The organism is Algoriphagus kandeliae (assembly GCF_004571135.1).
Classification (GTDB): Bacteria; Bacteroidota; Bacteroidia; order Cytophagales; family Cyclobacteriaceae; genus Algoriphagus; species Algoriphagus kandeliae.
The window spans coordinates 452,110-477,177 of record NZ_SPSB01000001.1; the positions used below are offsets into that span (position 1 = coordinate 452,110).

Annotated in this window: 21 protein-coding genes; 8 read left to right on the forward strand and 13 right to left on the reverse strand. The window is 40.8% G+C overall.

Features of this window, described 5'->3' with window-relative positions; all coding sequences use genetic code 11:
- Positions 1-87 precede the first annotated feature (87 nt).
- The 7 genes from E4S40_RS01880 to E4S40_RS01910 all read right to left on the reverse strand — a co-directional run bounded on the left by E4S40_RS01880 (position 88) and on the right by E4S40_RS01910 (position 7,957).
- Complete coding sequence (locus tag E4S40_RS01880; RefSeq protein ID WP_135070039.1) at positions 88-939, reverse strand: prephenate dehydrogenase; 852 nt, start codon at positions 937-939, stop codon at positions 88-90.
- A complete protein-coding gene (locus E4S40_RS01885) occupies positions 936-2,087 on the reverse strand; it encodes a pyridoxal phosphate-dependent aminotransferase (protein WP_135070042.1) in 1,152 nt (383 codons plus the stop codon). The genes E4S40_RS01880 and E4S40_RS01885 overlap by 4 nt, the downstream gene beginning before the upstream one ends.
- Positions 2,087-2,908: a prephenate dehydratase gene (locus tag E4S40_RS01890; protein WP_135070045.1), complete on the reverse strand. Its 822-nt coding sequence runs from the start codon at positions 2,906-2,908 to the stop codon at positions 2,087-2,089. The genes E4S40_RS01885 and E4S40_RS01890 overlap by 1 nt, the downstream gene beginning before the upstream one ends.
- On the reverse strand, positions 2,905-4,128 hold the full coding sequence (locus E4S40_RS01895) for a 3-phosphoshikimate 1-carboxyvinyltransferase (protein WP_135070048.1): 1,224 nt from the start codon (positions 4,126-4,128) through the stop codon (positions 2,905-2,907). Before E4S40_RS01895 ends, E4S40_RS01890 begins: the two co-directional genes overlap by 4 nt.
- A gap of 17 nt (positions 4,129-4,145) precedes the next feature.
- On the reverse strand, positions 4,146-5,180 hold the full coding sequence (gene aroB / locus E4S40_RS01900; protein ID WP_135070051.1) for a 3-dehydroquinate synthase: 1,035 nt from the start codon (positions 5,178-5,180) through the stop codon (positions 4,146-4,148).
- Between the two features lie 183 nt (positions 5,181-5,363).
- Entirely contained in the window at positions 5,364-6,464 is a 1,101-nt protein-coding gene (locus E4S40_RS01905) for a chorismate mutase (RefSeq protein WP_135070054.1), read from the reverse strand.
- 425 nt (positions 6,465-6,889) lie between these two features.
- Positions 6,890-7,957, reverse strand: coding sequence for a bifunctional 3-deoxy-7-phosphoheptulonate synthase/chorismate mutase type II (locus E4S40_RS01910; protein WP_237563104.1), 1,068 nt, complete (start codon positions 7,955-7,957; stop codon positions 6,890-6,892).
- Between the two features lie 158 nt (positions 7,958-8,115).
- Between E4S40_RS01910 and E4S40_RS01915 the strand changes: the two genes are divergently transcribed.
- Together E4S40_RS01915 and lysS are read left to right on the forward strand one after the other, a co-directional pair.
- Complete coding sequence (locus tag E4S40_RS01915; RefSeq protein ID WP_135070060.1) at positions 8,116-9,294, forward strand: proline dehydrogenase family protein; 1,179 nt, start codon at positions 8,116-8,118, stop codon at positions 9,292-9,294.
- 88 nt (positions 9,295-9,382) lie between these two features.
- Positions 9,383-11,089 (forward strand): lysine--tRNA ligase, encoded by a 1,707-nt coding sequence (lysS, locus tag E4S40_RS01920; RefSeq protein ID WP_135070063.1) that lies wholly within the window; start codon positions 9,383-9,385, stop codon positions 11,087-11,089.
- Between the two features lie 153 nt (positions 11,090-11,242).
- Here the strand turns inward: lysS and E4S40_RS01925 are convergent, their stop codons facing one another.
- Positions 11,243-12,130 carry a dienelactone hydrolase family protein gene (locus tag E4S40_RS01925; RefSeq protein WP_135070066.1) on the reverse strand — a complete coding sequence of 296 codons (888 nt, stop codon included), beginning with the start codon at positions 12,128-12,130 and terminating at the stop codon, positions 11,243-11,245.
- 181 nt (positions 12,131-12,311) lie between these two features.
- Here E4S40_RS01925 and E4S40_RS01930 point away from each other — a divergent pair, with 181 nt between their 5' ends.
- On the forward strand, positions 12,312-12,878 hold the full coding sequence (locus tag E4S40_RS01930; protein ID WP_135070069.1) for a Pycsar system effector family protein: 567 nt from the start codon (positions 12,312-12,314) through the stop codon (positions 12,876-12,878).
- Positions 12,879-12,905: 27 nt separating this feature from the next.
- Here the strand turns inward: E4S40_RS01930 and msrB are convergent, their stop codons facing one another.
- The 4 genes from msrB to E4S40_RS01950 form a co-directional block, all read right to left on the reverse strand.
- Entirely contained in the window at positions 12,906-13,322 is a 417-nt protein-coding gene (msrB, locus tag E4S40_RS01935; RefSeq protein WP_135070072.1) for a peptide-methionine (R)-S-oxide reductase MsrB, read from the reverse strand.
- Between the two features lie 81 nt (positions 13,323-13,403).
- Positions 13,404-15,779, reverse strand: a complete 2,376-nt coding sequence (locus E4S40_RS01940; protein WP_135070075.1) for a penicillin acylase family protein — start codon at positions 15,777-15,779, stop codon at positions 13,404-13,406.
- 59 nt (positions 15,780-15,838) lie between these two features.
- Entirely contained in the window at positions 15,839-17,023 is a 1,185-nt protein-coding gene (locus E4S40_RS01945) for an aspartate aminotransferase family protein (RefSeq protein WP_135070078.1), read from the reverse strand.
- 3 nt (positions 17,024-17,026) lie between these two features.
- Positions 17,027-17,923, reverse strand: a complete 897-nt coding sequence (locus E4S40_RS01950) for a class I SAM-dependent methyltransferase (RefSeq protein WP_135070081.1) — start codon at positions 17,921-17,923, stop codon at positions 17,027-17,029.
- Positions 17,924-18,175: 252 nt separating this feature from the next.
- Between E4S40_RS01950 and E4S40_RS01955 the strand changes: the two genes are divergently transcribed.
- The 5 genes from E4S40_RS01955 to ppk1 all read left to right on the forward strand — a co-directional run bounded on the left by E4S40_RS01955 (position 18,176) and on the right by ppk1 (position 24,714).
- The gene (locus E4S40_RS01955; RefSeq protein ID WP_135070084.1) at positions 18,176-18,997 is read left to right on the forward strand and encodes a 1-acyl-sn-glycerol-3-phosphate acyltransferase; all 822 of its coding nucleotides are present in this window, start codon (positions 18,176-18,178) and stop codon (positions 18,995-18,997) included.
- Entirely contained in the window at positions 18,972-19,955 is a 984-nt protein-coding gene (locus tag E4S40_RS01960) for a GNAT family N-acetyltransferase (protein ID WP_237563105.1), read from the forward strand. Before E4S40_RS01955 ends, E4S40_RS01960 begins: the two co-directional genes overlap by 26 nt.
- Entirely contained in the window at positions 19,948-20,322 is a 375-nt protein-coding gene (locus E4S40_RS01965) for a CoA-binding protein (protein ID WP_135070087.1), read from the forward strand. Before E4S40_RS01960 ends, E4S40_RS01965 begins: the two co-directional genes overlap by 8 nt.
- A 217-nt stretch (positions 20,323-20,539) precedes the next feature.
- Positions 20,540-22,498, forward strand: coding sequence for a DNA topoisomerase (ATP-hydrolyzing) subunit B (gyrB, locus tag E4S40_RS01970; protein WP_135070090.1), 1,959 nt, complete (start codon positions 20,540-20,542; stop codon positions 22,496-22,498).
- Between the two features lie 89 nt (positions 22,499-22,587).
- A complete protein-coding gene (ppk1, locus tag E4S40_RS01975; protein WP_135070093.1) occupies positions 22,588-24,714 on the forward strand; it encodes a polyphosphate kinase 1 in 2,127 nt (708 codons plus the stop codon).
- A 56-nt stretch (positions 24,715-24,770) separates the two neighbouring features.
- On the opposite strand, the gene E4S40_RS01980 is transcribed toward ppk1, so the two are convergent.
- Entirely contained in the window at positions 24,771-25,046 is a 276-nt protein-coding gene (locus E4S40_RS01980) for a DUF202 domain-containing protein (protein WP_135070096.1), read from the reverse strand.
- Positions 25,047-25,068: the final 22 nt, after the last annotated feature.

A 25,068-nucleotide genomic window follows, 5' to 3' on the forward strand; every position in this document is an offset into this window, starting at 1 on the left:
GGATTGACAATAAGTCTTCCTAAATAAAACGATCTCATTAGGCACCTTACAACTTTCCAACTTTCCAACCTTTAACTATCATCACCCTTAACCTTTCCCCAAATCCAAAATATCCCGAATCTGGTTGATCTCAGCTAATTCTTGATAGATGCTTTCTTTTTCGCTAGAAGCAATCTTATCTCGGATTGCGCTCAAATTGGCGATGTAACCATCCAAAGCAGCCAGAATATTTTCTTTGTTTTCGGTTAAGATTGGTGCCCACATCGCCGGACTGGATTTAGCCAAGCGTACAGTGGAGGCGAATCCTGAACCTGCCATATCAAAGATGTTTTGGTCGTCTTCCATTTTTTGAAGGACCGTTTTACCCAACATAAAAGAGGAGATATGGGAAAGATGGGAGACAAAGGCCAAATGACGGTCATGCTCTTCCGGATCCATAAACCGCAACTTCAAATTCAAGGCTTCAAAAAGTTGGTATGCCTTTTCCTTGAGATAGAGGTCGGTTTTTTCAAGTTCGCAAAGGATCATCACCTTCCCGTCCAATAAATCAGCAAAAGCTGCTTTAGGCCCACTATACTCTGTTCCTGCAATAGGGTGGCCTGCCAGATACTGCTTTCGCTTTGGGTGGTTTTCGACTAATTGACAAAGTTTGGATTTGGTGGAACCTAGATCAATTACCAAAGTTTCTTCTCCGATTTGGTTTAAAGTTTCCTCAAGAATTCTTCCCAAGCTATCAGCAGGGGTCGCCAATAAAACGATATCCGTATCGCTATCGGGTTGGTTTTTAGCTTCGGTAATAATCCCCAAGATTTCAGCGTCTTTCTGGTTCTTTTCTGAAATGTCATATCCAGTGACGATGAGTTCTGGGAATTTTCTTCGCGCTGCCAAGCTGAAGGAACCTCCCAATAATCCCAGTCCAATAATGTGTATTTTTTTCATAGGTTTTGAGCTTTGATACGTTTGATCGCTTCTAATATTTTGTATTCTGGCATGCAAAGAGAAATTCGAACATAGTCCTTGCCTGCATTTCCAAAGATTTTTCCCGGAGTGATGAAAATGTATTTCTCGTAAAGCAATTGATCCACTAATTCCTCAGCCTGAATGTTCGAAGGAACCTTTCCCCACACGAATAGACCGGATCGATCTTTTTTATAGCTTAAGCCTAATAGATCAGCTAGTTCCCAAACCAATTTTCTTCGATTGTTGTAATGCTGATTTAAATCCTCATACCAAGTCTTTCCAAGTTTAAGGGCCGCAGTTGCTCCTTTTTGAATCCCTAGAAACATCCCAGAGTCCATATTGGATTTAACTCGAAGAATGGCCTGAATCCAGTCTTTTTTCCCACAAACCAACCCAACTCGCCAGCCTGGAATGTTGAATGTTTTACTGAGTGAATTAAGCTCTAGGGCAACTTCTTGTGCTCCATCAATGGATAAAATGCTCAAGGGTTCGGGGTTCAAAATATGGCTGTATGGGTTGTCGTATACCAAAATGAGTTCATTTCGCTTCGCAAAATCCACCAACTTTTCGAACAATTCCTTTGACCCTCTGTATCCTGTTGGCATGTGCGGATAATTCACCCAAAAGAGCTTAATACGGCTTAAATCCAGGTTTTTCAAATAATCCCAGTCAGGGGCCCCGTCCTCAAGAAGGGGATAATAAATTGCTTCACACTCCAAAAGTTGGGTCACAGAAGTGTAAGTTGGGTAGCCTGGGTCGGGAATCAGGACAGCGTCCCCAGGATTAAGGAAAGCCAGACTGATATGTAAAATTCCTTCTTTGGAGCCCATCAAGGGAAGAATCTCCTCGAAGGGATTAAGTTCAACTTGAAATTGGGATCTATAATAATCACTCATCGCAATCCGCATTTCAGGAATTCCCTGATAGGATTGATAGCCATGAGTTTGGCTTTGTGAAACCGTATTTTGTAATGCCTGAATGACGCTAGGATCCGGTGATAAATCCGGGCTTCCAATTCCCAGATTAATGACTGGTTTCCCATCAGCAATGAGTTCGTTAACCTCCCGTAGCTTTGCCGAGAAATAATACTCTTGAGCCGTTTTCATTCGATTCGAAAAGCCCTTCATTATCTCTTGCTTTGGTATTCTCCTAAAATTTTCAAGGTTCCAAAATCCTTTTTCACCAATTGCATGGCTTGGATAAACTGCCTGTAATCATCAAATACGGCATCAATGAAAAATGCATATTCCCAAGGTTTTTCGATCACTGGAATGGATTGGATTTTACTCAAGTCCAACCCATAATCGCTTAAATGAGTCAATAGCTTGGCTAAACCTCCGGCTTCATTTTGTATGGTAATCTTAAACGAGGCTTTGTCTGGAACGTACTGCTTTGCGCTTGTCTCTTTTTCCAAAATGATAAAGCGGGTGAAATTGCTTTTCACCGTTTGGATATCATGGGCTAAAATCACTAAGCCATAGATTTCCGCGGCTATTTCACTGGCAATAGCTGCTACTCCTTGGAGATTTTCATCCGCGATTCGCTTCGCAACACTTGCGGTATCAACATCTTCTTTTGGCTGAAGGTTGGGATGCTTTTCCAAAAATGATTTGCATTGCAAGAGCGCCATAGGATGGGAGCGAACCTCTGTTAATTCCTGGAGATTTTCTCCTTTTAATGCCATCAATTGATGGGAAATCGGCAAGTAATATTCATCCCGAATGGTCAAATCATACCGATCAATCAAATCGTAATTTGGTAAAATTGCTCCTGCGATGGAATTTTCAATTGCCATAACCCCTGCGTCAGCTTCTCCTAAAGCAACTGACTTGGCCACTTTTTCAAAGGTAGAAAAGGTTAATAATTCGCAATCCTTACCAAAAACCTGTAGGGCAACTTGATGATGAAAAGAGCCTGGAATTCCTTGAATAGCTATTTTTTGACTCATAAATATTGAATTTGAATTCCAGTCAATTTGCAATGCTTCCAAAAACTTGGATAGGATTTATTGACAACATCAGGATCTTCTACCAATACCTTGGTTTTGGTAAGCAGAGGCATAAAGGCCATAGCCATTCTATGATCATCATAGGTATGGATTTGGACCTCATGAGGCATAGTAACAGATGGAATTACTTGGAATACTTCAGGCTCAACCTCTTCCAGTTTTGCGTTGAACTTCCCCAATTCTTGCTGAAGTGCATAAATCCGATCTGTTTCTTTAATCCTTAGACTTTCCAAACCGGTGAATTTGGAGTTTTTTCCAATGATGGCACAGGTTACCGCAACTGTTTGTGCTAGGTCGGGGCAGTGGGTAAAATCAAAACTATCTAAACCCTTTACAGCTTGTTTTTCCAGAAGCACTCCTCCGTTTTTGAAGGTGCTTTTTACTCCCAAGTGATCCATGATTTCCACGATCTTAGCATCCCCTTGAAGGCTATTTTCTTTCAATCCTTTCAAGAATAAGGAGCCTGAGTCTGCGCAGGCAACCAAGCTAAACCAATAGCTGGCTCCAGACCAGTCACTTTCAACAGAAAAAGTCGCAGGTTGGTAATCTTGATGAGGAACTCGGATTTTCCGGTCTTCCCAGCTGTATTGAATACCAAAGTGCTTCATCAGCTCCAAGGTCATTTCAATGTAAGTTCGGCTACCAATTTTTCCCTCCAATTCGATTTCCAGTCCTTTTGGTAAAAGCGGAGCAATCATCAACATGGCTGAAATGTACTGGCTTGATACATCTCCTCGCATTTTGATTTGGTGAGCTGTTTGTTGCTTTAGCCCGTGGACTGCCAAAGGAGGGAAGCCTTCCTCATTCATATAATGAATTTCTGCCCCCACGCTTCTGAGCGCCTCTACCAAAATTCCTATGGGTCTTTGGCACATGCGAGGCGTTCCTGTGAGAACTTTATGCTGATTGGTGATAGCTGCATATGCAGTCAAAAAACGCATGGTTGTCCCTGCATCCAATACATCATAAATGGGTGGATTGGTCTGCAAAATACCAATCATGGTCTGTGTGTCCCGAGCTTCTGCCAAATTGGAAATCTTATTTTGACCTTTGGTCAATGCGTCGATAATTAAGACGCGATTGGATTCACTTTTGGAAGAAGGTAGAGGAATTTCAGTATAGTTGAAATTTGATTTTTGGCTTAATTCAATGATATCCATAGATGGAATAAAAAGCTTTAAAGCGATTGATAGTGGGTGATTGCTGCTTTGATTTCTTCTGGTTTTATAGGAATGTTGTACTGGCAGTGACCAATTCGATCGATAAGTGATAAAAGCAAGGTATTGCCTTCATTTTTTTTGTCCTGAAAGCAAAGGTCTAGAATGGGCTCCAAGTCTTCGTCTTTGATTTTTATTTTATCATAAACTTTCAAAATGGATTCTTTTATTTTTTTATAGTCGGATGTGCTTAAGCCGCATTTTTCCACTGATAGCATGGCTTCGCAAATCATTCCGGCAGCAATCGCTTCTCCATGCAAAAGGTGGCGAGGAGTATCCAGATAATTCGTTTCGAAAGCGTGACCAATAGTGTGACCAAAATTCAAAATCTTTCGGAGTCCAGCTTCCTTGGGGTCTGATTGGACAACTTCTTTTTTGATTTCGACGGATTTTTGGATCAGTTTACTCCAATCATTTTTTTGCCAATCTTCAAAATTGAGTTCATGAAAGTAGCTTTCGTCTTGAATCAATCCATGCTTGATGATTTCAGCAAATCCGGACCGAAGTTCGCGAGTAGGAAGAGTTTGTAGAAATTCAGGAGCAATTAAAACCCATTCAGGTTCATTGAATACTCCCAAATGATTTTTCAGACCTTCAAAATCCACCCCCAATTTTCCGCCTACACTAGCATCTACCTGTGAAAGTAGGGTAGTGGGTAAGTTGACAAATCGAATTCCCCGCTTGTAAATACTCGCGCAAAAGCCTCCCATATCTCCAATAACACCACCGCCTAGGTTGAGCATCAAGGCCTTTCGATCCAGACCAGCTTCCGTCATATCAAACCAAATGGCAGCGCAGGTATCAAGATTTTTATGCTTTTCGCCTGCTGGAATAGTGAAATGGAAGTGTTTTTTTGGAAGGGCTTCTTCGATTAAAGGGAAGCAAAGTTCCTGAGTATTTTCATCGCTTAAAATGAAAAGAGCTGAGTAAGAAAGGCTTTCCAATTGCTTTCTAAGCTCTTTTGCAATCTGTTCAGTATGAAAAACTGGATTCACGGGATTTTCTTTTTGATAAAATTAATGGAATTCAAAGTGAGGCTTTCTCAAAAGACGAATTTTTTGTCAGTTTGAGCGAAGTCGAAAGTAAATTTTTGATTGAATTAAAGCGTTTCGACTCCGCTCAATGTGACATAAGCAATTAAAGAAAAGACTCTTTTGAAATTCTGTTCAGCCTTAGAATTATGCCTTTTTCACAGGATCTGATTCCCGAAGTTGCTTTTCCTGTCTCTTAACTGACTCTTCGTGAATGGAATACAATAATTCTTTCATGAATTTTTCGCTGAGATTTTTAGCCATTCCTTTTTGAGTTCGGCTTTCCATCACCTCTTTCCAGCGATTGGATTGGAATACGGTAAGGTGATGCTCTCGCTTATGTTCACCAATTTGATCGATGACGGCAAAGCGCTCCTGCAAAATATCGAGCAATTGATCATCCAAATGGTCCACAGCTCTTCGAAGATCCTGAAGGCGCTCATCAGGCTTCATATTTTCCAATGGCTCTTTGAAATCAATTGCATTCAGGATTTCCCGCAATGCTTTTGGAGTAACCTGCTGTTTAGCATCAGACCAAGCATTGTCTGGGTCATGATGCGTTTCTATCATTAAGCCATCCAAACCAAAGTTGATTGCTCGTTGAGAAACCTCTAGAATTCCATCTCTACGTCCCACGATATGAGAAGGGTCATTAATAACTTCCATTCCAGTCCAAACGCGCTTCAGGTGGATAGGCATGGACCAGTTTGGCTTATTTCGGAAACGCTTGTCGTAAGCATCTGAGAAACCTCTGTGGATTGCAGCCAATTTATCCAAACCTACCGCATGCATTCTCTCAAGAGCTCCAATCCAGAGATCCAAATCCGGGTTCATTGGGTTTTTCACCATCACTGGAACATCAGAACCCTGAAGTGCTTCGGCAATTTCCTGAACAGCAAAAGGATTAACAGTGGTACGAGCTCCCACCCAAATCACATCCACTCCATGCTTAAGTGCTAATTCGGCATGAGCTGCATTTCCTACTTCCACGGTGATTGGGATATTCAAATGATGACGAACAATTTCCATCCATTTCAAACCATCTTCTCCAATTCCTTCAAATGAGCCTGGCCGGGTACGTGGTTTCCAGATACCTGCACGGAAAAGCTGAGGAACCACATTGGCTTCCTTCATGTCCAAACAGATTTTTTCGATTTGCTCTGGGCTTTCTGCAGAACAAGGACCTGCAATGATCAATGGGGTGGTCAATCCTAATCCCCAATCTTTGATTTGTTTGTGCGTTTTCATACGACTGAGCGTTTAAATAAAAAAGCCCGACTCTTTCGAATCGGGCTTTTGTGTTGTTTATGTTCTTTTAATTTTTGACTGGACAATACACAGCTCCGATTCGATTTTGGCTTCGAAAGTAAAAGTAAAAGAAAGTAAAATAGATCGCTGCTGTGATTAACATGCTGTAAATGTAAGCGCATGTTTTTTAAATGCAAAATTATTTTTTGGGCAAATGATTGAAGAATTGCTAAGAAAGTGAGCTGTTATTTTTGAAAATTCTAAAATGGGGTATTTCAAATATTTGATTCAGAATTATATTCTTCAAAAAGATAATTTTTTAGAATAAAAGATTGAAAATAATTTCTAATAAAAATTAGCCTTTGCTCATTTGCGGTAATTATAGATCGCTTAATCTTCTTTTTTGTTTGAGAAATGACCCCAAATCAATCTTTATCCAGAATTTCAGTTTGTTTTCGAATAGACTCTTGATGGAGTAAACCGAATATTTCTGCAATCAATTCAGGGTTGATGCCGAGTTTTTGTGCCCAATCTGGTCGGGTTTTTAGAATTTCTTGCCAACGCTCTAATTGGAGTACTGCCACATTGTTCAATTTTTTGTATTCGCCGATTTTCTCAATCAGTTCCATTCTCCGGTGAAGTGCCTCAAGCAAATCATGGTCAGCTTGGTCAATTTGCTGCCGAATGTCTTCCAATTGATTCAATGCCTCAGATCCTTCAAAGTGAACTTTCCGGGTTTTGAGATGCTGAAGCATGACTTGGAGATCTGCAGGAGTCAACTGCTGAGCGGCATCGGTCCAAGCTTGATCGGGATTGATGTGTGATTCAATCATTAAGCCATCAAAATTCAAATCCAAAGCCTTTTGAGCGATGACAGGAACCAAACTTCGTTTGCCAGCAATATGGCTAGGGTCATTGATCATCATCAATTCCGGAAATTGAGTTCGAAATTCAATGGGAATTTGCCACAATGGAGAGTTTCGATGAACTGTGTCCCGAAAATTGCTGAACCCACGATGAACGACAGCCAAGTCATTAATTCCCGCTTTCATTATTCGCTCTACCGCTCCAATCCATAGGCTGAGGTCAGGATTGACCGGATTTTTGATCATCACAGGAATATTGACTCCTTTCAGGCTTTCGGCAATTTCCTGAACAGTGAAAGGATTCACAGTTGACCGGGCTCCGATCCAAAAAACATCAATTCCCGCTTTCAATCCTTCTTCCACGTGGGATGCAGATGCTACCTCAATCGCAAATTTTACAGGGTACTTTTGTTTGATTTCCTGAATCCAAGGCAAAGCGATTCCCCCTAGGCCTTCAAAGCTTCCCGGTCGGGTTCTAGGTTTCCACACACCACCTCGAATGATTGAAATTCCTTGTTGCACCAAGCCTTTCACAGTTTGCTCCAATTGCTCAGGAGTTTCTATGCTACAAGGACCAGCAATAATAAGTGGTTTTTGATATGAATTTTTATGGAAAATCGCCTTCAATTCTATTTGGGTTTATGTGGTTTTAAACCTTAGGACAAAGCCTTTGTTTTCAATTCAAATTTGGGACAAATGTAAAGCAATTTGGGCTTACCATTATTCCCAACAAAATAGAAGTAGAAGCTGTTTTTTTGATATCTTTGCGACTTAATTTGCGCTTGATGGCCGTGAAACCCAAAATTTCTTTCGAAAACTTAGAGGTAGCCTTTGCTTCCAAGTCGGATGCTGAGCTGCTAAAAATGTACTTGATTTTCGCCACCCTGAATAATAATCTGATCTCAGATTTAGGAATTGGTTTGGCGAATCTCGCATTCAAACTCAAACTCCCAGTGAAAGGCATTATGAAAAAGACCATGTTCGGTCATTTTTGTGGGGGTGAAACAATCGAGGAGTCCATCCAAGCCTGCCATGAATTGGCAAAGTATGGGGTTCAGTCCATTCTTGATCTTTCGGTAGAAGGGAAGGGGACAGAAGAGAGCTTTGATCAGACAACTGAGGAGATTTATCAAACTATGGTTCACTCCGCAGAAAAGGATTACATGCCTTTTGGAGTTTTTAAGACCACAGGATTAGGGGATTTTCACATAATGGAGAAAATCCAAGCAGGAGAAAAACTCAGTGCTGTTGAAGAAGCGGCTTTTGAAAGAATTCGTGGCCGGGTAGATCGACTTTGCAAAACAGCCCATGACCTTGGCTTGAAAATATTGGTTGACGCAGAGGAATCCTGGTTTCAGGATGTTATCGATAATTTGGCCTATGAGGCCATGGAAAAATATAACAAGGAGCGCTGCGTGGTTTACAACACCTATCAAATGTATCGTCATGATTCCTTGGGTAGGTTGAAGCGCGACTTCGAAAACGCTAAGAAAAAAGGCTATTTATTGGGTGCCAAACCAGTTCGTGGAGCTTATATGGAAAAGGAACGGGAGCGTGCTGAAGAAATGGGGTATCCGGATCCTATTCAACCTAATAAAGAGGCCACAGATCGGGATTACGATGCAGCAATCAGGTTCTGTGTAGAAAATGGAATTTACCTAGTTTGTGCTTCTCACAATGAGAAGAGCAATATGGAATTGACTGAGTTGATGGAGGAGTTTGGCTTGGAACCTAAAAACGATCATGTGTATTTCTCTCAGTTGTATGGTATGAGCGACAATATTTCCTTCAATTTGGCGAAGGCAGGCTATCAGGTAGTAAAGTATGTTCCTTACGGGCCTGTAGAAAAAGTAATGCCATACCTCACTCGTCGTGCTGCAGAAAATACATCAATAGCCGGACAAAGTAGCCGAGAGTTTGAATTGGTGAGGAGAGAAATGCAACGGAGAAAAAGTAAACAGTAGGCAGTTTGCAGTGGGCAGTGAGCGTCTTATGAGGTTGGGAAATAGATTGGATTTAAGTTATTGAATTATAAATAATTAGATAGATAAAATGCAAGTATTGAGCGAACAGGAAATTGAACGCAGAAAAGATCGGGAAGAGTTGATGCGATTGGGGATTAACCCTTATCCGGCGGAGGCTTTTCCAATCAATGTGACTGCGGAGGATATTCATCGGAATTATGAAAACCGAAAGAATGACTATAAAAATATTTCTATCGCAGGTCGCTTGATGAGCCGTCGAATTATGGGTTCAGCTTCTTTTGCTGAAATCCAAGATTCCACTGGTAGGCTTCAAATTTATGTTCGTCGAGATGATATCTGTCCTGAAGATGATAAAACCCTATACAATACGGTTTTCAAGAAGCTTTTAGGCATTGGAGACTTCATTGGAGTGAAAGGCTATATTTTCACTACCCAAACTGGTGAAATTTCACTTCATGTGACTGAGCTAAAGGTTTTATCAAAGGCTGTGAAGCCTTTGCCTGTTGTGAAACGGGATGAAGAAGGAAATGTGTATGATGGATTTACTGATCCTGAACTTCGTTATAGACAACGGTATGTGGATTTGACGGTTAATCCGGAAATTAAACAAACCTTTATTACCCGGTCAAAGATTATTTCCACCATGCGTCGCTATTTTGATGATCACGGATGGTTAGAGGTTGAGACTCCGATTTTGCAGGCTGTACATGGTGGTGCAGCGGCTCGTCCGTTCCAAACGCATCACAATACCTTGGATATGCCGCTTTTCCTTCGAATCGCCAATGAATTATATCTGAAGCGATTGATAGTTGGAGGATTTGACGGCGTTTATGAGTTTGGGAAAATGTTCCGAAATGAAGGAATGGACCGAACTCACAATCCGGAATTCACTTCAATGGAGATCTATGTAGCCTATAAGGATTACGTTTGGATGATGGAGATGGTAGAGGAGTTGCTTGAGCAAGTTACCATCGCCATTCACGGAGATACCAAAGTGAAGGTAGGTGAAAATGAGATTGACTTTGCTGGGCCATATCGTCGATTAACCATGTTTGATTCCATCAAGGAATATGCTGGGGTGGATGTTAGTCAAATGAATGAGGGAGAACTTCGGGAAGTTTGTAAAAAGCTTGCTATTGAGGTTGATGACTCCATGGGTAAAGGAAAATTGATCGATGAGATATTCGGAGCGAAGGTAGAAGCTCATTTGATTCAGCCTACCTATATCATCGATTATCCAATTGAAATGACGCCTTTGGCGAAAAAGCACCGAACAGAACCTGGATTGGTGGAGCGTTTTGAGCTTTTTGTCAATGGAAAGGAAATTGCCAATGCTTACTCTGAATTGAATGATCCAATCGATCAGCGGGAACGATTTGAAGATCAGCTAAAATTAGCTGAAAGAGGAGATGACGAGGCAATGGCAATGGACGAGGATTTCTTGCGGGCATTGGAATATGGGATGCCACCGACATCTGGTCTAGGAATCGGAATTGACCGATTAACTATGCTAATGACTAATAACTCCACGATTCAGGAGGTTCTTTTCTTCCCTCAAATGAGACCTGAGAAAAAGGCAGTGGAATTGACTGAGGAAGAGAAAATTATTTTCGATTTATTGAGTAAAAATCATCCTGCAAATCTTTTAGAAGTAAAAGAACAGGCTGGTTTGAGCAATAAAAAATGGGATGTCTCCATGAAAGGATTGACCAAAAAAGGAGTTGCCAAGGTCACCAAAGAAGGAGAAACACTAATTGTAGATTTGGTGGACTAAGTTTGAATAAAAAAAATTCTACCTAAAATATTTTAAAAAAGGGATGATTGATCGGGTTTCCGGTTTTTCATCCCTTTTTTCTTGGGTGGAAGTTTCACTAAAAAAAGGCTGACATTAGGACGATAAATGAGACAGTCCCCTTCAGTCATCGATTTATTTTAGCTTTTCCTTGAAAAAGGCAATGGTTCGATCCCAAGCTAAATTTGCAGCGTTTTCGTCGTAGCGCGGAGTTGTATTGTTATGGAAACCGTGATTGACACCTTCATACATGTGCATCACGTATTCCACGCCATTTGCTTTTAGAGCTTCTTCATAGGCAGGCCAACCTGCATTCACACGCTCATCTAAGCTTGCATACTGAATCATCAATGGAGCTTTAATTTGTGCTGCCTCTTCAGCAGTAGGTTGTCCACCATAAAATGGAACCGAAGCTCCCAAATCTGGGATTTGAACAGCCATCATATTCGAAATCCATCCTCCAAAGCAAAAACCAACTACACCTACATGTCCATTGCAATCGGGATGATTTTTCAGGTATTCATAAGCGGCGATAAAATCCTCCAACATTTCTTCTCGGGTTCTTTTTCGCTGCATTTCACGGCCTTCGTCATCATTTCCTGGATATCCTCCCAATGGCCATAGCGCATCTGGAGCAATAGAAATAAAACCAGCAACGGCACATCTTCTGCCCACATCTTCGATATAGGGATTAAGGCCTCTATTTTCATGAACGACCACGATTCCAGGGAATTTTCCATTACCAGCAGGTTTCGAAAGCAAACCTCGAATTTCTCCTCCTCCTTTTGGAGAGTTGTAAAAAACATAATCCGAGCTTTGCATGCGATCATCATTTGGCTGGACGGTAGCTGTGCTAATGTAATCCGGCATCATGGTACTCATCAGGGTGGTCAAAGTGATTCCACCGACGGCATAGGCCGATAGTTTTTCCATAAATGTCCGTCGATCCAACTGATTATGAGCGTAATAATCATAAAGATCAAATACTTCCTGAGGGATGTCTTCTTTGTTCAGTTTTTTCATATCACAAAATTTTTTGTAGAAAATAGGATTATTTAAGGAGAATAGATAGCCACTAATGCTGTAAGGAAAATTTTTGATTTTAAAGGTTCAGATAATCTGCACCTTATCAAAAAAGAGTTTATACAATAATTGTTTATGCCTGCCTGATTTTTCTTATTTTCAGGAGACAAACCCACTCTCAATGGAAGAGAAGAATATAATAACGAAGCTTAAGGACAAAACTAGCCGGGAAAGACAGACTTTCTTTCGGGTGACATTTAATAATAATTCCCAGCTTTTGAAGATTGCCGATAATAAAGCCAACATCATCATTAGTATTAATGCCTTGGTGATTTCCTCCATGGTGGCTCTGATTGGCTATGGTTCGGTATCAAGGCAATTGGATATGCAGAATTTTTCGATGCTGGTTCCTATTATTTTGTTTGTGTTGATGTGCTTGATTTCTACAGTTTTGGCCGTTCAAGCAGCCAAACCAAAAATTGTAGGAAGGTCAGATAATCAATCCCAAGAAAATCGATCTCTTATCTTTTTTGGTTCGGTTACACACTTTACCAAGGATGGGTACATCGACAGTATAAAGAAAGCGATGGACTCCAAGGATGAGATTTTGGAGCAAATGTCCACCTCATTGTACTATCAAAGCATGGTTTTAAACCAAAAATACCGTTTGCTCAGCTATGCCTATTTGGTATTTATGGCAGGTTTGAGCATTGGGGTTGTTGCTTTTTTAATCCAGCTGATTTACTAATTAGCTTCCCAAAAGCTTTTCGGATAATTATTCTCCTTTAAAATCCATGCTGACGGAATTGATGCAATATCGGATTCCCCCACGATCACTTGGTCCGTCTGGAAAGCGATGACCCAAATGTCCTCCGCACTTTCCACAAAGGATTTCTTCCCGAATCATGAAGTGGGAATAATCCATTTGCACATCTATCGCATCAGGTCGTATTGGTTCGGTAAAACTTGGCCATCCGCAACCACTATCATATTTTTTGGATGAATGAAAAATTTCATTTCCACAAACCTTGCATTCGTAGATTCCGGTTTCGTGGTTAAGGTAATATTCTCCTGAAAAAGGTCTTTCTGTACCTTTCTCTATTAGAACGTGGTATGATTCAGGATCCAACCTCTCTCGAAGTTCTATTTCTGTGAATTTTATTGGGTAGACTTTTTTTTCTTTCTTTTTCATAATCCTGATTTTTGACTTTTCAGTCAGCATTGAAATAAGAACGATTTTCTCTCTTAATTAACCCAAGTTTCAGTTAGAAGTTTAATTGGGTTTAAAAATCAATGGATCCTTTGATTCTTCAAGAATGTCCTCTTTATCCATCAGTTGATAGCGGTATTTCCCTTTTGCATAAAGGGAGGCCTGATCTTTATAATGCTTGCTGAACCGATTCCCACTTTGACCGGTAGGCAATACCGAAAGGGATCTATCCACATCCATAAAGTCAAGCAAAATCCTCATTGCAGGTCCCGAAGTTACCCGATAGATTCCCTCCCCATTTAGCTTAAATGCTAGCTTGTTGATTGATTCATCATTTGCTGGAATAGGGGATGTTATCACATTGAATAATTTGTCCAAAGGCTTTTTACTTCCCAAAGGATGCGGATGTTCTGCCACAACCACTTTTTCCCAATACCAGGAATTTACATTTTTACCAAGTTGGGCTTCAAGTTCTTCTAATGTGATTTTGAGACTTTCCGCGAAAATCTCTGAAGCAGTTTCTTTTTCAGGTGTATGGACATTGTCCCACCAAGGATTTTCAAGATTTCTTACAAAAGGCAAATTCGATCGGATCATCATAAATGTGCCCAAATAATTCTCAAAAGCATCCTTTCCCAATTCATCCTCCATGGCAAGTCGTAGGGTATGGTAGAGCCATTTATAATAAACCGTCGGAGCGATAGAGTTTAATTCATGGTTTCCATCCCAGTTTTCCAGCTTAGCTTTCACACTTTCTTTATCTCCGAAATCAAAATCCGGGAGTTGTTGAAGCATAATTTTCGCGATCTGGGGATGATCTGAATTGATCACCTCCAACTGAACCGCTTTCATAGCTTCTAATGTCCAGTCATTTTTTGAATTGATGGCGTCAGCAATTCTTTTCCAGCGTTCACCTGGATAATAATATCCAGGAAAAAACACGCCGTTTCTTAGAGTATCAGGCTGATTGTTAGCAGAGGCTACAAATCCAGAAGGAGGATTTACACTCATGGGATTCACACTGAAAGGATACCAACCTTGGGGCATTGTTTCAGGATCCGACCCATTTGCAAAAATCTTAGAATGAACCTTTTCTGATCGAATAGGTAATTTGGCCGCAGCCCACCAGGCAATATTTCCAAGACTATCTCCATACATAATATTCAACCCAGGAGCGTGAATCAATGAAACTGCATTTGCAACATCCTCTATGTTTTTTGCATGATTGATTTTATACATAGCCTCCAAAGCTCTAGTAGGTTCTTGGGTGTAAACCCACCAGCTACTCACAGGATTGGAAGTCAAAGCCTGAATTTCAGGTACGACAGAATTCATGACAGGTCCATGTATAGTTTCTTTTATTTCAAAGTCTACAGGTTCCTGGTCCTTTACTGGGATTTTTTCCTGCCTACTAGTAAAAGGCAAATACTCTTCACCAAAGCGGTATTCATTGGGATTGTTCGGGTTCAATTCTACTTCAAAAAAATCCTGATCATCATTTTCAAACATAGTCAGCCCAACACTGTGATGTCTACTATGCCCAACCAAACCGAATGGTACTCCTGCCAGATGATTTCCATAGAAACTAAATCCGGGATATTCCAAATGCGCTTCATACCATACTGAAGGAGAGGAGAAACCAATGTGTGTGTCATTGGCGAAAATGACTTTCCCGCTTTTAGTTTTACTTCCAGAAATCACCCAACCATTTGATCCCTCCAATAGAGGAACAGGTAATTTTTTCAAAAGACTAATCAAGCTTTCATTTTTGATTGTATCCGGATAAAAATTTGGAATAAAATGATGTTCGGGTAGTGTTTGGATAGAAAGTGCATCAAGATATTTAGGTCCCAGTTTTCGACTCATTTGAGTTACTAATGGGTCTGTTTTCAGGGCCATCGCAAAAGTAAAGGACATGTACCCTGTAATAGCATGGATATCATTAATGGTAAATTCTCTCGGTGTTTCTCCAAGAAGCGTGTATTCAACCGGTAAGCTACCTTGTTGGATGAATTCATTTACCCCTGCGATATATGCTTCTGTAGCTATTTTCCAAGGTGAATCTGGTTCGGAATTCCACACTTCCGTGGAAGATCGCGCATGCTCCGGAATTCCTAAGGTTCTAAAAAATTGATCGATCTCTAGCAAATCAGGCCCTAGAAATTCCGCCAAAGTGCCGGTTCCCACTCTTCGCATCATTTCCAACTGGAAAAGTCTATCCTGAGCATGGAGATAACCAAAAGCACGATAAGCATCGGCTTCATTTGCGGCATAAATATGGGGAATCCCATATTCGTCAAAATAGACGGTTGTTTCTTCCGAAAGACCGTTTAGTGAAATTTCTCCTTCGTATTGAGGCGAATGGATGAACGTAAAAATCAAAATCCCAAGGGTAAGCAGAATAAGTAGGAAGCCGAAAAAGGCGCCAAGTTTTTTCATAGAATCATTCAGATAAATAAAACCTAAATAAATAAAATTTATGAGTATATCAGTAATGCTTAGTTACTTTCATCGATTGCCTGTAAAATAAGGCTACAGGCATTCCGAATTTCATCAGGTGTGATTGTTAGGGGAGGAGCTATTCTCATTGAATCATCGCAGAATAAGAACCAGTCCGTAATCACTCCCAATTCGATTGCCCGGTCGATTATCGGCTTTAATACTTCAAAAGATTCAAATTCTACAGCCATCATCAAGCCTTTATTTCGGATTGCTTTAATTTTTGGATGCTTCAATAGCTGCCGGAAAAGAGTTGCTTTTTCTTGTACTTGGCTGATCAAATTTTCTTCCTGCAAAATTCGAATTGTAGCCAATGAAGCCGCAGCACTGACGGGATGCCCTCCAAAAGTGGTAATATGGCCTAAAAGTGGATTGTTTTTAAATACAGCCATCATTTCTTGATTCGCAATAAAGGCTCCAATAGGCATACCGCCACCCATGCCTTTGGCACAAACCAAGATATCCGGAACGATATCAAAATGCTCAAATGCCCAAAACTTTCCTGTTCTGCCAAAGCCAGCTTGTATTTCATCCAGAATTAAAAGAGTACCTGTTTCATTACATCGCTTTCTCAAAGCCTGAAAATATTCCTTACAAGCAACCCGGATTCCAGCTTCACCTTGTATGGTTTCGATGACCACGGCAGCAGTTTTTTCATTAATCAATTCCAGATCAGAAAATGATCCATAGGTAATATGGCTGACACCAGGAACAAGGGGACGGTAGGCCCGTTTGAAAATTTCATTTCCACCAATACTCAAAGCGCCTTGGGAACTTCCATGGTAGGCATTCACACAGGAAATGATTTCTGCTCTTCCGGTATATCGTTTGGCTAATTTTAAAGCTCCTTCAATTGCCTCCGAACCACTATTTACCAAATAAACATTGTCCAGTTTTTTGGGAAGGGTGTCGCAAAGAGCTTTGGCTAGGAGGGTTTGAGGACTTTGAACGTATTCCCCATAAACCATCAAGTGGAGGTAATGTTCCAATTGATTTCTTATAGCTTCCAATACCTTCGGGTGGCGATGCCCCACGTTGCTGACTCCAATTCCGGAGATTAAATCCATGTATTGCTCTCCATTCGGCCCATAGAGGTAAATGCCCTCAGCTTTTTCAACTTCAATTAAAAGTGGGAAATCTGTGGTTTGAGCTAAATGGGAGAGGAAAAGTTGTCGATGATTCATGCTTTAGAAACTGCGAAAACGGTAAAAAATTCCCAAAGGAAGCTTTTTGTGAAAAGAATCCTCCAGATATAATTCTCCGTGTTCAGCATTCTGAATGTTTTTGAAATTGGATTGGATCAAATTGACTGCTATCAAGGAGGAAAAACTCAAGGAATACATATTCAAAAGGAGAAAGTGATCTTTAGGATCCAGAATTTCAGCACATACTTTCAACATCTCATTGATTTGCTCCTCAAGTACCCATTTTTCTCCATCCGGTCCTCTGCCATAAGCAGGAGGATCTAGAATTATTCCTTGATAGAGATTTCCCCGTCTTGCTTCCCGTTTGATAAATTTCATAGCATCATCAACTATCCAGCGGATACCATCCAAATCTGAGGCTTCCATATTGTGTCGGGACCATGTTACTACCTGTTTTACTGCATCCAAGTGGGTAACTTCTGCTCCAGCAGCTCTTGCTGCTACGGAAGCCGCACCTGTATAGGCAAAGAGATTCAAAACTTTTGGTTTGCTACCTGGAAAATTTTGAATCGTCTGGTAAATGTAATCCCAGTTTACCGCTTGTTCAGGAAATAAACCAATGTGTTTGAAAGAAGTCTGAGCAAGGTTTAATTTCATTTTTAAGCCTTCTCGATTCTCATAAGAAATCTGCCAATTATGTGGCATTTTTCTCAGCTGTTCCCATCTCCCTTTTTCAGGATTGTTCTTTTCCTTCGCAAAATGAGCATGAGCCCGTTTTCTCCATTCTGATTCCGAAAGTGACTTATCCCAGATTGCCTGAGGTTCGGGTCTACTGATAATAAATTCACCGAAACGCTCGAGTTTCTCGAAGCCTCCGGTATCGATCAGTTCGTAATCTTTCCAAAGCCCTGGGCTAAGTGACAGAATGGATTCTTTCATTTTTCAATTTTCTAGCTCCAAAAATAAAGGATTTAAAGGAGTTCCTCAGAGCATGCCCGATTTTGTCGAAGTGTATAGGGGGGAATGCATGTCTATTTTCTTCAGAGCTGAAAAAATATGCCATTGGAAATCAGGATTCTGAGGAAAAGTCCTGGGATAAATACTCGAGGCATGGAGGTATTTTGACTCAGAAATTGTATTTTTCCCCACCTAGTTGAAAGCATTTCTTTGTTTAACCCTTTCATTTGATTCATGTCAAAAAAACTAATTGATGTAGAAAAGGCTATACACTCCAAAAATCCAAAATTGCTAAAATGGATGCCGGGATTTGTCTTGTCCTACATCAAAAATGTAACGCATGAATCTTGGATGAATTCCATCATGGAGCGAATTGGAGAATTGAAAGGGCTGGATTTTGTGAATGCTTTGGTGGAGGAGTTTGAATTGGATGTTCGACTCGAAGGAGCTGAAAAAATCCCCAAAAAGGGAGGGGTAATCATTGCCGCGAATCATCCTTTAGGTGGCATGGATGGAATTGCACTTATGCATGCAATCGGCAAAATTCGGCCGGATATTCGTTTTTTGGTCAATGATCTCCTGATGACCTTTGATAATTTTGATCCGCTTTTTGTCCCCGTCAATAAGCACGGTCGGAATTCCTTGGATACCTTGAATAAAATCGAAGAAGCTTATTCAGGAGATTATGTTGTTTTGATTTTTCCTGCGGGATTAGTTTCCAGAAAATCAAATCAAGGCATTCGGGACTTGACTTGGAGAAAGAGTTTTGTAACCAAAGCCAAAAAATATAAGAAGGACATTATCCTATGTTTTATTGAAGGCCGAAACTCAAATTTCTTTTACAATTTGGCCAATTGGAGAAAAAAACTGGGGATAAAGGCTAATTTAGAGATGTTTTACTTGGCTGATGAAATGTATAAGCAGCGCGGCCATCAGGTGACTATTCGATTGGGAGAGCTTATTAGCCCTGACCAATTGACCCAGGAGAGATCAGAAATCAAATGGGCGGAGTATTTGAAAAATAAGGTGTATGAAATCGGATCTAAAAATGGATAAGGAAGAAGCGATCATCCCGCCTGTGGATCGGGAATTGTTGAAGTCTGAATTGACGCCTGAACGTTTTCTTCGTTACACAAATAATGGAAACAATCTGGTTTATCTAGTCAACCACCACAATTCACCCAATGTGGTGCGAGAGGTGGGCAGATTGCGGGAATTGACATTTAGGGCAGCTGGTGGAGGTACCGGGATGAGTATGGATTTGGATGACAATGATACCTGCCCAAATTGTTATGAGCAGTTGATCACTTGGAATCCAGAAGATGAGGAGATAGTGGCAGGATACCGCCTTATCCATTGCAAAAATGCCATTGATAAAGATGGAAAAATCAATCTTTCCACCGTTCACCTTTTTGAGTTTTCTCCCGAATTTGTAAAGGATTTTTTGCCCTTTACCATCGAATTGGGAAGGTCATTTGTACAACCTAAATATCAACCAAGCATAGATAATCGAAAAGGTATTTTTAGTCTAGACAACCTTTGGGACGGTTTGGGAGCAGTGGTATTACTTCATCCCGATGTGAAGTATCTTTTCGGCAAAGTCACCATGTATCCGCATTATCATCGTGAAGCCAGGGATTTGTTGCTTGTTTTCCTCAATTATTATTTTCCTGATAAGCGGAATTTAGTGGAGCCTAGGTCAGAATTGAGGTTGAATTATGAAACAGCAGTAGGAACAGGTCCGAATCCATTTGAGGGTTTGGATTATAAAGAGGGCTATAAATTGCTGAATTCACGAGTAAGGGCCTATGGGGAAAATATTCCTCCTTTGATTAATACTTACATGAATCTTTCGCCTACCATGATGACTTTTGGGACGGCCTTGAATGATGAATTCGGAGAAGTGGAAGAGACAGGGATTCTGATTACTTTGGATGATATCTACGAGTCCAAAAAGCATAGGCACATGGATACCTTTGAAAGAGATCGGGTTTTTGGTTCTAGAGATGTCTGAATTACACAAAGCGCTCATTGTAGGGGCTACGACCAATCCTTCTCGATATGCTTTTATGGCAGCTCGAATGTTTCATGAGAGAGGGATTCCATTCGTGCCGATCGGAATCAAAAAAGGGGAAGTCTTTGGAGAAGAGATTTTGGATCTTCGAACCAAGCCAGATTTGAAGGGAATTCACACGATCACTTTATACATTGGCCCTCAGCATCAAGAAGAATGGATTGATTATTTAATCGGCCTCAAACCCAAACGAATCATTTTTAATCCCGGTACAGAAAACATGCAGTTTGCCAATAGGGCAAAACAGGAAGGGATAGAGGTTCTTTTTGCATGTAATTTGGTGATGCTCAGTACAGGCCAGTTCTGAATTATTCGGTTTTATTCGTCAGATTTTAGGGAAAAAATTTATCCAATTTCCTCTGTCATTTTAATGGGATCAAAAAAGCTGAAAAAATGTAAAAATCCCCTTTCCAATGACTGAGTTTTACTCGGTCAACTCACATTTTTTGCTTATCTTGCCAAATCATTTGAAAATTTAAAAATCACCGACTGAGGCCCTTTTGAAGGGTTTTTTTCTAAGAAATATGAGCGACGAAAAACCGAAAAATCCGGCTGAGTACGGGGCTGGGAATATCCAAATTTTAGAGGGATTAGAAGCTGTACGAAAAAGACCTGCTATGTATATCGGAGATGTGGGCATCAAAGGGCTCCATCACTTGATTTGGGAAGTTGTTGACAACTCTGTCGATGAAGCTCTTGCAGGTCATTGTGATACCATACATGTGACTGTTCATGAGGATAATTCCATCACTGTAGAAGACAACGGTCGGGGTATTCCTACGGACATCCACCCAAAAGAAAAAAAATCAGCCCTAGAGGTCGTGCTAACAGTACTCCACGCAGGGGGTAAATTTGATAAAGATACCTATAAGGTTTCCGGTGGTCTTCATGGTGTAGGGGTTTCCTGTGTGAACGCCCTTTCTACCGATTTGAAGGCAACCGTTCACCGAAACGGGGTAATTACAGAGCAAGAATTTAAAATTGGTGTTCCTCAGTATGCGGCTCGTGAAGTAGGAAAAACGGATAAGCGAGGAACTATCATCCATTTCAAGCCTGATGCTTCCATTTTTACAGTTACCGAATTCAAGTATGAGACTATTGCCAACCGCCTTCGGGAAATGGCATACCTCAATGCAGGTATTCGGATTTTCTTGACGGACCTCCGGGAAATTGAAGAAGATGGTAAGCCTAAATCTGATGAGTTTTATTCAGAGGGAGGATTGGTAGAGTTCGTTCAGTATTTGGATGAAACCAAAGAAAAAATCATCGATGAACCGATCTATATCGAATCCTTAGATCAGGAAGTACCGGTACAGGTTGCCATGAGTTACAACAGTTCCTATTCGGAAAATGTGGTTTCTTATGTTAATACCATCAATACTTATGAAGGAGGAACTCACGTAACAGGTTTCAGAAGAGCCTTGACTCGTACCTTGAAGTCATATGCCGACAAGTCTGGAATGTTGGACAAGTTGAAAATTGAGGTTTCCGGGGATGATTTCCGGGAAGGCTTGACAGCGGTAATTTCTGTGAAAGTTGCTGAACCTCAGTTTGAAGGTCAGACCAAAACCAAATTAGGCAACTCCGAAGTAGTAGGTGCCGTGGATTCTGCCGTTTCCGAGACTTTACAGTTTTGGTTGGAGGAGCATCCTAAAGAGGCGAAGACTATTGTTGGCAAGGTGATCTTGGCTGCTCAGGCTAGACATGCTGCGAGAAAAGCCCGTGAAATGGTTCAACGAAAGAACGTCTTGGGCGGTGGAGGTCTTCCAGGTAAGCTTGCCGATTGTGCCAATAGTGATCCTGCGGTATGCGAATTGTACTTGGTGGAGGGTGACTCCGCTGGTGGTTCCGCTAAGCAGGGTCGAGATCGTGATTTTCAGGCTATCCTTCCTTTGAAGGGAAAGATCTTGAACGTAGAAAAAGCGCACGAGCACAAGATTTATGACAATGATGAAATCAAGAATATCCTGACAGCTTTGGGTGTCAAATTTGGTACTGCCAATGATGACAAGGAGCTTGACCTTTCGGGTTTGCGATATCACAAAATCATCATCATGACTGATGCCGACATCGATGGATCTCACATTCGAACTTTGATTTTGACGCTATTCTTCCGTTACATGCGAGCATTGATCGAGAAAGGCTATGTTTACATTGCTCTTCCACCATTGTATTTACTAAAAAGAGGTAAAGATGAGCGCTATTGCTGGACAGAAGAAGAGCGAAAGAGACTAATCGCCGATATGGCCAAAGATGGTAAGGAGGATAGTGTGAATATTCAGCGATACAAAGGTCTTGGAGAGATGAATCCTGAGCAACTTTGGACTACAACCATGGATCCAAATGCCCGTACTATCAAACAGGTAACCATAGAGTCAGCGGCAGAGGCGGATCATCTATTCAGTATGCTGATGGGTGATGAGGTGGCTCCGAGAAGGGAGTTTATCGAGCGCAACGCCAAATATGCCAAGATCGATACCTAAAACTATCAAAAGGGCTTTCAAGCCCTTTTTTTTGATCAATTATTGATGAATGTGATTCTTCTTAAAAAGCTTATTTAAGCAATTAGGTCATGAAACAGGGAATTAGAGAACGTTTTGAGTCAGTCATTCAACAGAGTGATTTGATAAGCCGTGATTTGAGTTGGTTGAAATTCAACGATCGGGTTTTGGATCAATCCAAAAAGGAACACCGGTCTTTATTCGAAAAGCTTAAATTTTTGGCTATTACAGCTTCCAACTTGGATGAGTTTTTCATGATTCGGGTTGGTTCCCTATATAATTACCTGGATTATGAAAAAGAACGGGTTGATTACTCGGGACTTCGAGAGGAGCCATTTAAGTCAACCTTGATGGAAGATTGTCAGAAGTTCCATGAAGCGCAGCACACGCATTTTACAGAGAATATTTTACCTAAGCTTCCTGAGGAGGGAATTACTCTTTGTAATATCTCCAAGTTGACGGAGGCTGAGCAAAAAAAGGTAAAGCAGTATTTTGAGCGGGCTATTTACCCCATGCTTACCCCAATGGTCTATGATGGCTATCGGACTTTTCCTATCCTGATGAACAAGCTTCTCATTTTTGGAGTGGTTACAACCAGTCCCGGAGAGCGAAAGGATATGAGAAAGCTTTCTTTCGTTCAGATTCCAGCGAATATTCCACGGTTTTTTGAAATAGAGCGTGCTAACTCCCTTATGCTGATTCCTATTGAGGAAGTCATCCGAGAGCATATCGTTTCACTCTTTAGAAATGTAGATATTCAGTCAATAAGTCTGTTTCGGATTACTCGTAATGGAGATTTTACCTTGGAAGAGACAGAAGATATGGATGCTAATTTCTTGGAGGAGGTAAAGCGAAAGCTTATGGAGCGGAAGACAGGCCGTGTAGTTCGAATCGAAATAGAAGAGGGGTATAGCAAATGGATGCTTAATTCTCTTTTGGAGCGATGGAAGCTTAAGTCTGATTCTGTTTTTCATGTGAGGCGCCAAAGCATGATTGACTTTACAGGGCTATGGCAAATTGTTGGGAATAAGCGATTTAAAGATAAATTGCCTCCAATGCCTGATCCGGTAAAGCCTCTTTCCTACCAAGAAGAGGGTGAAGTGGAGATATTCGACGTGCTTCAGGAAAAGGATATTTTGCTGCATCATCCCTACAATAACATCGATTCAATTTTGGATTTGATAGAAAAAGCAGCAGAAGACCCTGGAGTGATGGCCATTAAAATGACCATTTATCGTTTGGCTAAGGAAAGCCGAATTACCAGAGCACTTTTAAAGGCTGCTGAAAATGGGAAACACGTTTCGGTTCTTTTTGAGGTGAAAGCCCGTTTTGATGAGGAAAACAATATCCGGGAGGCAAAAAAACTTCAAAAAGCTGGCTGCTTCGTGATTTATGGCATCACCCATTTGAAGACTCACACTAAGTTGCTTTTGATAGTGAAGAAGGATGGGGATGAGATTACCCGTTTTGTTCATTTGGGTTCTGGAAATTACAACGAAGATACTGCACGTCTATATACAGATATTGGGCTTTTGACGACCAATGAAATTTTGGCAAATGATGTATCAGAGTTCTTCAATGTAATCACAGGCCATTCCATGCCTACTACGTACCAAAACTTGATTACTGCTCCTCGAGATATGCGGAATCAGTTAATCGAATATATCGAGCAAGAGGCAGAGAATGCAAGAAACGGATTGCCAGCCGGAATCTTTATCAAAGTAAATTCTTTGGAAGATTCAGAGACTATCTATGCGTTGTATAGAGCATCTCAATCCGGCGTAACGATCAAATTAATCGTTCGTGGAATATGTTGTCTACGTCCTGGTAGAGAAGGGCTGTCTGAGAATATTGAGGTGATTTCTATTGTAGGGGACTTCCTGGAGCACTCTCGAATTTATCATTTCCATAATAATGGAGATACCAGAACCTATGCAGGAAGTGCTGATATGATGGTTCGGAGTTTTGATAAGCGTTTGGAAAGTTTATTCAAGGTGGAAGCTCCTCTTTTGGAAAAGCAGTTGATGAATATTCTAGCATACAATCTGAAGGATAATTTCAATGCTTATGTCATGCAAGAAGATGGTACCTACGTAGCCAAAAAGCCGGTAGGAGATGAGCCAGTATTCAATGTGCACAAAGAGTTTTTTAATTTGGATCCGGAAAAAGTCATGCAGGTAAAATTGATGCCAAACTGATGAAAACCAAATGATAAGGAATCAAAAGCCACACTTTTCAAGGTGTGGCTTTTCTTTTACATTTTGGTATAATGACCTTTTTGGAGTCGCTTCCTTACTTTAAAAAAGTTAATAATGCCTACGATTAGGAATACGATGCTAAGGGCAAAAGCTAGGTATCCGAAATTTCGAATATGGTCTAAACCTTTCACCTGAAAGAGTGCTGTCCCACTGACCAAGAAATAAAGAGAGGTACGAATATATGATAATAAGGTCCTGTCATTTGCCAAGGTAGTTCGCTGGCGGGCCAAAAAATCTCTTACAATCAGGTCGTTTTCAGTATCCTTTTCCATATTTTTATCAATCAATTAATTT

Bases quoted from the DNA above. Each gene is read 5' to 3' on its own strand.
- E4S40_RS01905 (WP_135070054.1), bottom strand. From the start codon at position 6,464: ATGAAAACGCACAAACAAATCAAAGATTGGGGATTAGGATTGACCACC.
- E4S40_RS01980 (WP_135070096.1), bottom strand. From the start codon at position 25,046: ATGGAAAAGGATACTGAAAACGACCTGATTGTAAGAGATTTTTTGGCC.
- E4S40_RS01925 (WP_135070066.1), bottom strand. From the start codon at position 12,130: ATGAAAAAACTGAACAAAGAAGACATCCCTCAGGAAGTATTTGATCTT.
- E4S40_RS01890 (WP_135070045.1), bottom strand. From the start codon at position 2,908: ATGAGTCAAAAAATAGCTATTCAAGGAATTCCAGGCTCTTTTCATCAT.
- E4S40_RS01955 (WP_135070084.1), top strand. From the start codon at position 18,176: ATGTCAAAAAAACTAATTGATGTAGAAAAGGCTATACACTCCAAAAAT.
- E4S40_RS01950 (WP_135070081.1), bottom strand. From the start codon at position 17,923: ATGAAAGAATCCATTCTGTCACTTAGCCCAGGGCTTTGGAAAGATTAC.
- E4S40_RS01915 (WP_135070060.1), top strand. From the start codon at position 8,116: ATGGCCGTGAAACCCAAAATTTCTTTCGAAAACTTAGAGGTAGCCTTT.
- E4S40_RS01895 (WP_135070048.1), bottom strand. From the start codon at position 4,128: ATGGATATCATTGAATTAAGCCAAAAATCAAATTTCAACTATACTGAA.
- ppk1 (WP_135070093.1), top strand. From the start codon at position 22,588: ATGAAACAGGGAATTAGAGAACGTTTTGAGTCAGTCATTCAACAGAGT.
- E4S40_RS01945 (WP_135070078.1), bottom strand. From the start codon at position 17,023: ATGAATCATCGACAACTTTTCCTCTCCCATTTAGCTCAAACCACAGAT.
- E4S40_RS01880 (WP_135070039.1), bottom strand. From the start codon at position 939: ATGAAAAAAATACACATTATTGGACTGGGATTATTGGGAGGTTCCTTC.
- E4S40_RS01940 (WP_135070075.1), bottom strand. From the start codon at position 15,779: ATGAAAAAACTTGGCGCCTTTTTCGGCTTCCTACTTATTCTGCTTACC.
- E4S40_RS01960 (WP_237563105.1), top strand. From the start codon at position 18,972: ATGAAATCGGATCTAAAAATGGATAAGGAAGAAGCGATCATCCCGCCT.
- msrB (WP_135070072.1), bottom strand. From the start codon at position 13,322: ATGAAAAAGAAAGAAAAAAAAGTCTACCCAATAAAATTCACAGAAATA.
- E4S40_RS01930 (WP_135070069.1), top strand. From the start codon at position 12,312: ATGGAAGAGAAGAATATAATAACGAAGCTTAAGGACAAAACTAGCCGG.
- gyrB (WP_135070090.1), top strand. From the start codon at position 20,540: ATGAGCGACGAAAAACCGAAAAATCCGGCTGAGTACGGGGCTGGGAAT.
- lysS (WP_135070063.1), top strand. From the start codon at position 9,383: ATGCAAGTATTGAGCGAACAGGAAATTGAACGCAGAAAAGATCGGGAA.
- E4S40_RS01885 (WP_135070042.1), bottom strand. From the start codon at position 2,087: ATGAAGGGCTTTTCGAATCGAATGAAAACGGCTCAAGAGTATTATTTC.
- E4S40_RS01965 (WP_135070087.1), top strand. From the start codon at position 19,948: ATGTCTGAATTACACAAAGCGCTCATTGTAGGGGCTACGACCAATCCT.